The sequence below is a fragment of the Stieleria mannarensis genome (genome assembly GCF_014154935.1).
Lineage (GTDB): Bacteria > Planctomycetota > Planctomycetia > Pirellulales > Pirellulaceae > Stieleria > Stieleria mannarensis.
The window spans coordinates 1-11,784 of the sequence record NZ_JACEHH010000077.1 but is presented as its reverse complement, the minus strand read 5'-3'; the positions used below and the strand labels follow the sequence as shown (position 1 = coordinate 11,784).

The following is an 11,784-nucleotide window of genomic DNA, read 5'->3' as shown; positions in this document are numbered from 1 at the left end:
AGGTGATGACTGATTCAGAAAACCGGTCGAACGTCGCTCGCTTCGCCAGCCGATGGGTTCCCGACGTGTTCCACGCTCTGGCGAATGTCGTGACGACGAAGGCGGCTTCCCCGACAGGACTTGCCACCGCCGCAAGACTCGCCACCGCCGCGGTCGTGTTGACGGCCACACCGCTGGTCGCCCAAGAAGGCGTGCCATGCCTCTGGCGTTCCAGCAGTCATGGGCCGACCACCACCGACCCGACCGCGACCATCGTGCGTGTTGCCCCCCGAATCCTGATCAGTAAACCCGCCGAATCCGACGTGATGACTCGCGATCGGGATTCTCAGGTCACGTTGGCCGCACTTCATCGACGCACCCGAGCAGTGCAAGTCGAACAATTCGAATCGCTGCCAAGTCCCTCGGACGACCAGCCCGGTGAGGGGCAAGGCGATGAGCCGGTGTTGGGCCAACCGGTGCCCCTGACGCCGCCAACTCTGTTGCCCGTGCCCGACAACACGCCACGCGGATCGATCGATCCGTTTGACGACGGACAGCCCGAATTGATTGAAAGTGATGTGTTGGACTTGGGGGAGATTCCACCGGTGCCCGAGGCAGCCGAAGATCGCTCCGTCGACTACCCGGCGCAATCGGGCGGGGCTTGGTTGGACATCCGCCCCCGCGGGATCGGGCCGTTTTCCCGTGAGTTGGTGGCCGATGCCGATCTTCCCGACGACACCAGCGGGCTTGCCCAAGAGGAGGCGATTCCGCAGCTGGTCATGCTTCACCGAGCCGATTTGAACATGCGAGATTTTTGGGGTGGGGCATCGTTTTGCCACAGGCCGCTGTACTTTGAAGACAACCGGCTGGAACGCTACGGCGCGATACGCGGTCCACTCTGCCGCGCGCCCGCGCTTCATTCGGGGCTGCACTTTGCCTGGAAAGCCGGCGTGTTGCCGGTGTCGGCGGCCATCGATCCGCCCTGCAACTGTGTTCGCAGCGGCTACCACACGCCGCCACTGAAACGGTTGATCAAATGATGGATTTAAAGGTCCGCGACAGCACGCGGTAGACGCGTTGGCTGAGCGGTTGCCCCTGGACGATGATCTTTGCCCGTCCGCGGGCGCCGATCAACAGCGGCACATCGGTCGGCTCCAAGGTGACGTGTGCCTTGTAGGACGTCGTCTGCGGTCGCAACACACCCGCCGAATCGACTCGGTGGGAAATCTGTTGGTCCACCGCCAATTCACTCGGCACGCTTTCCAGATTGACTCTGGAGATTTCCGTCACCGTACCGTTGACGACATCGCCGCCGGCGATGTCCAGCCGCATCTTGACGCGTTGGCCTTCCCGCACGAATTGCAAGTCGGATTGGTCGATGTAGACCGCCGCTTCGAACGCGTTTTCCGGGCCGACCAGGCAGTACAACGTCTTCCGCTCCAACGTGCTGCCGCGATTGCTGGGGTCCATCGGTGTGCCGCTCCAACGCGGCAATTCCAAGTCGCTCGTTGTCTGGGCCGCCGTTTGGGCCACCAGCGTCGGTGGGGCCAACACCGTTCCGTCGACCGGGGCGGTCAGCACCAACGCCTGCTCGTCGTTGCGTAGTTGCTGCAGTCGTCGCTGCAGATCCGCAAGAATCTCTCGGGCGGCCGGCAGTTGTGCCGCCAACGCTTCGTCATTGCCACGCAACGATTCCAGATTCTGGACCCTCAGTTGCTGCTGTCGCAATTGGCCTTGCACACGTTCCAATTCGCGGCGGACATCGATGTTGTCCAAGGTCGCCAACGGCTGGCCGGCGGTCACCCTGGTCCCGACCGCAACCGCATCGGTCAGTCTGCCCGGCACGGACACATAGACGCGACGCGCCTGCCGAGGCTCAATCATCATCGGCGCCGCAATCCGGCACGGAAGCGGAATCAGAAAGCACGCGGCGACGATCAGCGCCGCCGCGACACTCGACGCAATCAAGCGGCCGGTCTTGACCCGTCGACGCACAGCAGGGTTGGTCATGATTGTCCAAACAGCGGTTAGCGGAGTCGAAAGGAACGCGGCAATCAAGATGACGGCCAAGGCCTGGGCGAGGAAGGCCAAGCCGATCGGTTTGCAGATTCGGTACACCAGATACAGGATCGAAACCATCACCACCGCGCGATAGGTCATCGAAGCGAACGCGTAAACAAGAGTCACCCCGCGCCGCGATTGCATCGACACGGGCCCGCCCGGATCAATTCCGGTGAACACTCGCGATGCCAAACGACGCGCGGCTTGTCGCGACTCCTGCCATAGGTTCGGCATGTCCAGAAAGTCGGACAACAGATAATAGCCGTCATAGCGCAGCAGCGGATTGCCGTTCAGCAACACCGTGCCGACCGAACAGACGATCATCACGTTCAGGCACAACGTGTTGAACAGCCCCGGTTGGCTGGAAAACCACAGGATCGTACAAATCGCCGCCAATACAATCTCGACGAGGATCCCCGCGGCACTGATCGCCATCCGTCGGTAGCGGCTGGGCAGCTTCCATGCATCGGTGACGTTGCAGTACAAACACGGCGTCAACACCAGCAGCATCACGCCCAGTTCATGACAGCGGGCGCCGTAGTGTTTGCACGTCAACGCGTGAGCGAGTTCGTGCAGCAGTTTGGTCGCCGCCATCGCCACCGCCAACACGATCAAGTTGCCGGGGCTGAGCAAGGCATTCATCTGCGGCAGACGCTGTACGAGCGAATCAAATTCGGTCGCCAAAAGCATCAACGCGGTTGCAGCAAGGGTCAAACACATCGCCCCACACCACCACGTGAACACCCAACGCAGCTTGGGATACAACCAGCAAAGGAAACGTTCGGGATCGACTCCGCGAAACCGGATCGCCAAGGGATTGGCAAACGCGCTGGTCCAAGCAGACCATCGCTGGCGTTCAAATCGGGCGCGCAACGGAATGCCTTGGCCCGGCGCATCGGACAGCACCAATCCGTTGCGATGCAGGTTGGCGACGAACCAGTGCAGCCGCTGTTGCGTCATCCGTTGTGGCGCGAATCGTTGTTCAAAACGCTGCTTGATTCGTTGCAAACTGGCGCGGCCGTCCAACCACTGCAAGATCGCATATTCTTCCTCGCGGAATTGAAAGTACCGTAGCGACAGCGGATCCTTGATCACCCAGACGTTGTGACCACGTCGGCGTTGCGGATAGATTTCCAAGTCCCGCCGACGACGCAGTCTTAATCGATTCTCCGAAGACGATGATGATGCACCATCGTCTTCCGAATCGCTGCTGGTCGCCTGGTCGGTTCGTGACACGTCACTCGTCTCCGGTCAATCAATCCAGCGTGATCGACATCCCGGCTCGATGCCCCGGTTGCAACCGCCCATCGGGATTGTCGACTTCGGCCCAGATTCGCACCTGGCCGTTGACCGGGTCGATCTCGCGGCTGACAAACACGACGGTTCCCGAAAACGATTGCCGTTGTCCACGTTCGTCTCGCAAGACAACCGTGACGGGGGACCCTTTCAAGTCGCGGGTGATTTGATCGGCCTGCACAAAACCCTCAGCGCGCAGGCGCTTGATGCTCACGATCCGAACCATCTTCTCTCCGGGCGTGACCCACTCGCCCGCCGCATGCAACACCTCGGCGATCTCACCGCTTTGCGGCGCCACGATCCGCCGCACTTCGATGTTGCGTTCGGCCATCGCGAGTGCGTTGGCGGTCAAACTTTTTCGTGTCCTGGCGTTTTCCAGCTCGCTGTGTGCTTTTTCGACTTCGAAAGCGTCTTGCTGGGCATCCAGGCGAGCTTTTTCGAGTTCCGATTCGGAGACGCTTCGTGGTCGATCGACGTTGGCACGAAAGAGTCGTTCGAACTGTTTCTGTGAATAGTCACGCGCCTTCATCGCCGATCGAATCGCGACGTCGTTGTCCGCGTCACGCGTCGCGATGTCCAATTCGTAGGTCGCCCGTTTGTGATCCAGTTGTGCTTCGGTGTCGTCGATCTGTGCCAGCAATTGTCCCTTCTCGACAACGGTTCCCTCGGAGACATGCACGGCGGCTAGCGCCCCGGCGGCTCGGGCAGGAACGTCGACCTCGTCGATCAATCGAATCAGGACGGAATCGACGTCGATCGTTTTGCCCGATGCGATCGCCGCCGGCAGTGTGGTGAACAGACAGCAAAACGCGAGGTGAACGATTGGAGATCCGGCTATCGCTTTCGCCGGATCACGCCACGTCGCCGTAGCTACGCTCGCCAGAGCGTGGAACCCCGCGTCGATCCACTTTCTGGCGAAGGTAGCTACGTTTGAATGACGATCCACGGTGGTCCTTGGGCAGTGTGACGCTGTCCAGCCAGGTCGCCGAGGCGGGGTCTGCCGACGACCGCCCGGAAGGGCCGTCGTACTTGGGGAAGCGATTTTCGTCTCTTTGATGTTTCCCATCGTTCGTTCCCTGAATTCAAAACGCAGCTTTCTCAAAACAGAATCCATCCGCGTACCGTTTCATAGATCTCGTGAAACCAAACGTACCCCAGTGATTGAGTGCCGCAATCAAATTTGGCCTTGATCGACACGCCCGGTCGCAGCATTTGTACCGCGTCGGCGGGGACCGACACCAGGACGCGCGTCGACGCTTGTTGCCCGTCCAGCACTTCGGTGCGGCCGGCGATCTGTTTGACAGAACCGCGATACGTCGGCGAACCTCCGGTCGCGAGCGTGAACGAGACCTCCAAGGGGTCGTCACGTTTGTTCTGGGCGGTAACCACGTGACCGATGCCGCGATCGGAAACCGACAACTCCAACTCCCAAGGGCCTCCCAAATCCGCCACGCTGACCAACAACTGGCCTCGCTGGACCGGGCGGTCTGACAACCGCTCTTGTGGATTCCAGGTCAGAATCCGGCCGTCGATCGGACTTCGCGCCCGCAATTGTTGTTGCTGTTTTCGAACCAACGCAATCTGTGTTTGAAGACTCGCCAGTTGTTGCTTCAATTCCTGTTCTTCGGCCGCCAACTGGCCCGGAAATCGCCCCGGTGCATTGTCGGCGACGGATTGGACACGGGCCGACGCGATCGCCAACAATCGTTTTTCGATCGTTTGGTATTCGCCCTGCAACCGTTCCGATTCCAAGTCCAATTCTCGGCTGCGGAGTACGACGACGACCTGGTCTGCGGCGACGGAGGCGTCATGATCGCCGAGCACCTCGACCACTTCGCCATCGGCCGCAGCATAGATGTTTCGGCGGATTACCGGCTGTGCTTCCCCTTCCGCTTCGACGTAATGTGTCGCCGGAATCAATTGCAACGCAACGATCACCAGCACCGCGGCGATGCCGCCGATCGTCAGTTTGCGTCGTTGCAATTCCCCGTAGCCGATCGAGCGTCTGATCCATCGTGCCAGCGCCAACAAGGGCAATGATTCGTAGTCGTTCGCATTGCGAAACGCGCTGCTGCACAGATTGGCGATCCGGGTCACACGCTCTTCCCATGCCGCGTCGATCGTCGCGTCAAACTTCTCCAAGACCAACATGCCGACCAGGGACTCGGACGCATCCGATGGCTCCGCGGATGTTGCGACCGACGGCGCCAACAAAGGCACCACGTCGATCGATTGCGAGTGCGACTGGTCAACAAACTCGCTCAGCGGCTGTTCCAACTGCGGCGGCAGTGGATCCTTCTGCCCCCGATACCGCAACCATTGCTGCGACGGAGCGACGGCTTGGGCAAGCGATTCCATCAAACGCACAAGATCCGAACGCCGATCCAACGTGTCGACTCCGCTGATCGCGACGGCCACCAATTGCCCGCCCTTGGGAATCAGCAAACTGGCCCGGTCACAGCCGATGAACCAACGCCCGTCGTTGACCAACTGAAACGCCGTGTCGCGGACGTCCAGACTCGCGTGGGCTCGCTGACACAACGCCTCGTACTGACGCCATCGCTCGACCGACGCGCGAAGATCCTTCAATTGCTGACGCCGCAGAAAATCGCCCGCGAGATCACCTACGATTGCTAGCAAACGTTCGCTGCCGATGCGTGCGGCGTCGCTTTGCGGTGTCGACTGAACCACTTCGATCACGCCGATCACTTCACGATCGACGCGTAGGGGGGCGCCGGTACAGAAGTAAAAGGCTGACGCGCTGCTGGACCGATTCGACGAGTCCCCTGTTCGTAAGGCGGGGATCGCGGCCGATTGCGGCTGGCCGCTTTCGGTGATCGTTTGACGCAACCGCGTGTGATGTTCGCTCCGACTCCGCGATTCAGCCGTCAATCCATCGTCCGTTCCGGCGTGGCATAGCGGTTGGAATTCTCTGTCATCGTCGACCATCCAGACCGTTCCGCCGTCCGCAGCGAGCAATTCGACGGTTCGGTCGAGGGCTTCGGCGGCAAATTCTTGCAGCGAGCTGGCGGACTGGGAAAGCTCGGAGACCTCGGCAACAAACTGCTCGATCTCACCCCACTCTTCGCCGCAATCTTCGGGGGATGACGTCACACTGTCTGCCAACGGTTTTCGACCTTTGCGTCAAATAGGAAGCTTGGGGAGCTTGTTGGGAATGTGTCAAAAATAACGCTTTTGCCGAAAACAGCGTCTATTTCGGCCGTTGCGATGCCGATCTACGGCTTGGGGCTACCATCGTACCACGGAAGACTTCGCAAACGCTACGGAAACAATCAGCCGCACGATGACGCGCAACAGCATCTTTATTTACAGCTGTTCAGCGATTGCCTTGCTGACTCTGGTCGGTTGCGCGACCCGGGTTGCCGTTCCGTCGTCGGCGGTGTCCGGTCTGTTGGCGGAGGTGACGATCGCCCAGCCCGGCGTGGATGAGATCATCCAGAGCGATACGCAGATGTCGTCGAACACGCCGTTCTCGATTCGCGACAGTTCGTTGCCGGCTGGGAGCCCACCGGAGCCTTGGGATCTGACGATCGATCAAGCGGTTCAGATCGCGCTGGCCAATTCGACGGTGCTCCGCGACTTGGGGGCACGTGTGATCCAAACGCCCGGATTGACCTCGACGATCTACGGACCCGCGATCCAGACGACCGATCCGACCGGCGGGGTAGAAGCGGCGCTCAGCGAATTCGATGCCCAGGTCAACGGCGACCTGTTCCACGAAGACAACGACCGGGTTCTGAACAACGAGTTTTCCGGCGGCGGTGAAAACTTCTACCAACAGCAACTCACCCGACTGGAAACCAGCCTCAGCAAACAGACCGTCTCGGGAGCCCTGTTCACCCTGCGACACAACTTCGACGCGGACCTGAACAATTCCGATCGCAACCTGCTGGACGACACCGCGTGGAACTGGAACTTCGAAGGCGAAGTCCGGCACCCGTTGCTGCAAGGCCGCGGCGTCCATTTCAATCGCATCGCCGGTCCCAATGCCACGCCAGGCGTCTACAACGGTGTGGTGATCGCCCGGCTAAACGCAGACGTGACGGTGGCCCAGTTGGAAATCGCGCTGCGTGACTACCTGAGTGACGTGGAAAACGCCTACTGGGACTTGTACTTCGCCTATGCCGACTTGAAGGTCAAACAACAGGCCCGGGACCGCAGCTTGAACACATACTTGTTGCTCAAGGCGCGGCAGGGGTTGCCGGGGGCCGAAGACGACAAGTTGGCTCAAGCCAAGGAACAGTACTTTCGTTTCGAGCAGGACGTTCAGAACTCTTTGGCCGGTCGATTGGTCGTCGGCACGCGGACCTTCAACGGCAGCAGCGGGGGGACGTTCCAGGGGACTGGGGGCGTTTATTCCAACGAGCGGCGTTTGCGGTTGATCATGGGATTGCCGATCAACGACGGCCGATTGATCCATCCCACCAGCGTGCCCGCCGATGCACCGGTCACCTATGACTGGAACGACATCGTGGCCAACGCAATTTCACGGCGGACCGAGCTGCGGCGCCAACGGCTGAATGTCGACCGTCGTCGTTACGAATTGACCGCCAGCCGCAACTTTCTGTTGCCGCGACTCGATGCCGTCGGCCGCTACCGTTATCGGGCGTTGGGGGAAAGCTGGTTCGATCACAACATCACCGCCAACGGGACGCCGACCAGCACGGGAACGCACGAGTGGTTGATGGGGCTCAGTCTTTCCTATCCGGTCGGTTTCCGGCAGGCGCATTCAGCGGTCCGCAATGCCCAACTGCGGTTGGCGCGTGAACGCGCGCTGTTGACCGAATTGGAGCGGCAAGTTGTTTACGGATTGAGCAACGCGATGGCGGAGAGTGACCGCGCGTTTGCGATCCTGCGGACGGCGCTCAATCGTGAGAACGCGGCGCGGGAACAGTATGAAATCCTGGCCGGTGAAGCCCAGGCGCCGGTGCGTCAGTTCGACTTCAACGCCTTGCTGGATTCCGAACAGCGCTATGCCGAAGCGGCCAGCGACGCCAATCGTGCCCGCGTGCAGTACGCGCTGGCGACCAAAAATTTGAACTTTGAAATGGGCGCCTTGCTGGAGTACTTTAACATCCACTTGACCGAATCCCACGCGTCGTCCTCCCACCACCGCTCGTCCGCCCCCGGCCGACAAATCGTCCGTTCCGTCGTCGACTTGGCCAAAGCCCCCTTCGGCGGCGACAATCGACAGGGAGCCACCCCAAAGGCAACACCGCAGCCCAGCGAAGTGATTGCGGTCGAGGAATCGATTCTGGGCGAGAGCGAGATCAACGCGATCATCGAACGCGAACTGGCAGGCGAAGCCTCCATCACCCGCCGCAGTGACCCCGACGTCCAGATCGAATCCCCCTCCGATCGCACCTTCTAGCCCTGCCCGCGACGGCACCCGGCGGAAACCACCCCGTTACGGAAATCGCCAAAAACTTCGCTCCCGATGGCTGCCCCGTAGCGGAATTCGCCAAGAATTTCGCTCCCCTTGGATGCCTCCGTAACGGAATTCGCCAAGAATTTCGCTCCCCTTGGCTGCCCCGTAGCGGAATTCGCCAAGAATTTCGCTCCCCTTGGCCTCTCCCAAACATAAACACGCCACCTCCGTTGTCAGCGTCGCCATCCTAGACACGACACGTGCGTTTTAAACTTTCGTTTTAAACTAGCGTTTTCCGTACAAGCCCGAAGCGGAAGCGAGCGAGTCCTTTTCCAAAGTAACCCGAGACGCAAACGGCTGGATCTGCTGTGCCCCCTGCTCGTCCCACGGGCCAATAAAACAACGAGCCGCAAAGAATTTCGCACCTTGCTTCCGCGACTCTCACCGGTGGACGTCGTACCTTTTTTATTGAAGTACTGCGTTCGGGGTGGAAGTCTCGGGAAATCGAAAAGCCCACCGATGGCAGCGCGAACCCGCGGATGTTGTGCGTCCGGGGATCCGTGGGTTCGCGCTGCCATCCGTGGGCACTGATCGGCTTGTGGTCCAGGCGGCCGGGGAAAGGAGTGAAAACCCGAGACGTTACGCTGTGGCGGAAGGGAGCGGTAAGAAAACGACGGAGGTAGGAAAATTCGCCAAGTCGAACGAGGGTGCGATTCATCATTTTCTTACCCCCAAGATCATCTTACCCGAATCTCGCCGGCGTTCCCCGTTCCCGCCATCAAACGTCCGCTCCACAACGAGAATGAAAATCTCCCCCGGTTAACAAAAAATAGTCGGGAAGGATCGGCAACCCTTGGGTGTATGATGGTTGTACCTGACCGTTGCTCGATGGCCTTTGCATTTCTCGAAAGCTCGCCGCGTCATCTACCTCTTCAACTCCACTGACCAACCATGCTTAAAATCCAATACGACCGATACGTTGCTGACGGCTTTGACGAACTGGGCGCCTTCGTGATGGTGATCGACGGCTTTCCGGCGGAGGAGCGTTTTGAGCCCACGATCGAACTGCTTGAATCTCTCGGCTATCAACGCAGCAGCGGCGCCGAGATCGACGAGGGCGAATACGTGATCAGCACGCCCGCCAGCGACGACACCGAGAAGGCGCTGCGGGTGTTCCTTGTCAAATTCAAACTCGGCGACTACTTGATTCAGTACCAGCCCCTCAACCGAACGCTATTGCGAGGCAAGTCCTGTACGCCGCACCGGCCGGAGTCGGATTTTCGCTTCGCCGATTGGTACCCGGTCAAAGGAAGTCCTGTGAAGGAGCGCGCCGGCGCGATCGAAGACCAGCTGGCCGACGACTTTCCCAACGCCGCCTTAGCGGCGCAGTTCCTGCACGACCACGGATTCAATCGGTCCAACACCCACAAGAGACTCGGCAAGAACACGTACTTCGTCGCCAGTCGGCACGGAGACGGCCAGCCGTCGGGGATCGTGTTTCGCGGCGAGAAGGAAACGTATTTCTTCGACTACTACGCCGACACCCGCTACATCATGGGCGCCAGCGGCCTGATCAAAGACGAGCAGCCGACCGAGCGCCAATTTCAGACCACGGCATCGATCGCAATGTCAAACCTGTTCGGTTGAAAGCATCCCCCAATTTCTTGCCGCCCCCATCCCGGCAAACTCAATGGTCCAGCGATCGGTAGGCGTCGCTTCCACATCTCAGTCTCTGTTTCCCTGACGTCCGTGTTTCCCTGACGTCCGTGTTTCCCTGACGTCCGGACGCTGAAAACCACTGCGCAGATCCAACCGGGTGACGCCCTTTCGCCAGAACGCCTGGTCAAATCGGGTGGTTTCCATTATCGGCAGTCCGACTGCTGATAATATGAGTAAATCACGGCAGTCCGACTGCCAAGAATTCATCGTTCGTTGGCTCACAAATCCAGTCCCACTCTAACCCATGACTCAACCTACCCCTAGCGAACGCGAATCAGAGCCACAAGCAATTGCCTTGCCCTGTGAGCAGCAGCACTTCGCTGAGTTCATATCCGGACTGCTGGGAAAGCCTCAAACGATTTCGAAGCGACGCACCGGTGTCTTCGACCTTGGGTTCGATGACATCGCAAGCTTCTACCACCTAGTGGATCAAAGGGTCAAGCAGCAGAACGCTGCAAGTTTGGTTCAGTTCACCGTTAAAGTCATTTATGACGACGGCGCTTCGATACTTCACAACAGCCTGGAGAGTTTTCAGTCGTACAACGAGGTCCGGCCCGTGTCCGCAACCGACGTCTTACTTTCATGGACTTATCTAATCACGTTTCCGAACAAAGACGCCCCGGAAAAACAGGAAATCGAGGTCATCTTTGATACAGGACGCGTTCCCTTTTTTGACGTTCCAGATATTCCTGTCGGGGCCCGGATGCTGCCAGTACGTGGTGGTGTCTCAAATGTGGCCTTCCGCGTGAAGCATACGGAATGGACTTGGGGTGCGGATATCGAAGGGCGTCTGTCTGCTCATATCGAGACCTTGCTCGCTACTGAGTCACAGCCTAAGAAGTGGTTGAGACAACATTCCGGCAAAATCGCGTTTGCCTTTTCCATCTTGGCAATCATAGCCGGGATTGTGTGCATCTACCTCAATATGCAACATTTTTCCGAGCACCAAGCGACGCTTTTTGCGATGGGGCGTGACACAAGTTCTTCCGCTACAGACGCTGTGATTGACAAGCTGGATCGTATTCAGGAATCGCTCGCGACTGGGGCTTGGTATAGATTCACTATGACATCATTCCTTCACGCCGGCGCGACGTTGATTATTGCTCTTGTTGGCGGCCTAATGATCGGTTCTGTACTCGACGATAAGCCGCCGTCGTTCTTGCGGCTGACTACACAATCCGAAAAGCAGCGCGAGCTTATACTCAAGAAGTCAAAACGTCAGTGGCTCAGGTTTGCTGGCGCCTTTACGGTTGCTGTAGTTGCAAGCGTCGTGGCGAATTACGCTTACGCGTACTTGGCAACCCCAGATCGGACCGAATCGCCGCCAACGAACAATCGCA

The 11,784-nt window shown here is 59.2% G+C and carries 7 protein-coding genes; 4 read left to right on the top strand and 3 right to left on the bottom strand.

From position 1 onward, the window contains the following. Positions 1-5: 5 nt before the first annotated feature. Complete coding sequence (locus tag H1B37_RS30590; protein ID WP_182871091.1) at positions 6-1,019, top strand: hypothetical protein; 1,014 nt, start codon at positions 6-8, stop codon at positions 1,017-1,019. On the opposite strand, the gene H1B37_RS34660 is transcribed toward H1B37_RS30590, so the two are convergent. From H1B37_RS34660 to H1B37_RS30575, 3 genes are all read right to left on the bottom strand, one after another. Further along, positions 1,012-3,276: a site-2 protease family protein gene (locus tag H1B37_RS34660; RefSeq protein ID WP_182871090.1), complete on the bottom strand. Its 2,265-nt coding sequence runs from the start codon at positions 3,274-3,276 to the stop codon at positions 1,012-1,014. The genes H1B37_RS30590 and H1B37_RS34660 overlap by 8 nt on opposite strands. A gap of 19 nt (positions 3,277-3,295) precedes the next feature. Continuing rightward, positions 3,296-4,282 carry an efflux RND transporter periplasmic adaptor subunit gene (locus H1B37_RS30580; protein WP_182871089.1) on the bottom strand — a complete coding sequence of 329 codons (987 nt, stop codon included), beginning with the start codon at positions 4,280-4,282 and terminating at the stop codon, positions 3,296-3,298. Between the two features lie 152 nt (positions 4,283-4,434). Then, on the bottom strand, positions 4,435-6,450 hold the full coding sequence (locus H1B37_RS30575; RefSeq protein WP_182871088.1) for a GAF domain-containing protein: 2,016 nt from the start codon (positions 6,448-6,450) through the stop codon (positions 4,435-4,437). A 190-nt stretch (positions 6,451-6,640) separates the two neighbouring features. Between H1B37_RS30575 and H1B37_RS30570 the strand changes: the two genes are divergently transcribed. From H1B37_RS30570 to H1B37_RS30560, 3 genes are all read left to right on the top strand, one after another. Beyond that, complete coding sequence (locus H1B37_RS30570; protein ID WP_182871087.1) at positions 6,641-8,728, top strand: TolC family protein; 2,088 nt, start codon at positions 6,641-6,643, stop codon at positions 8,726-8,728. A 948-nt stretch (positions 8,729-9,676) separates the two neighbouring features. Then, complete coding sequence (locus H1B37_RS30565; RefSeq protein WP_182871086.1) at positions 9,677-10,372, top strand: hypothetical protein; 696 nt, start codon at positions 9,677-9,679, stop codon at positions 10,370-10,372. Positions 10,373-10,688: 316 nt separating this feature from the next. After that, on the top strand, positions 10,689-11,784 hold a 1,096-nt coding region (locus H1B37_RS30560; RefSeq protein ID WP_182871085.1), incomplete at its 3' end, for a hypothetical protein.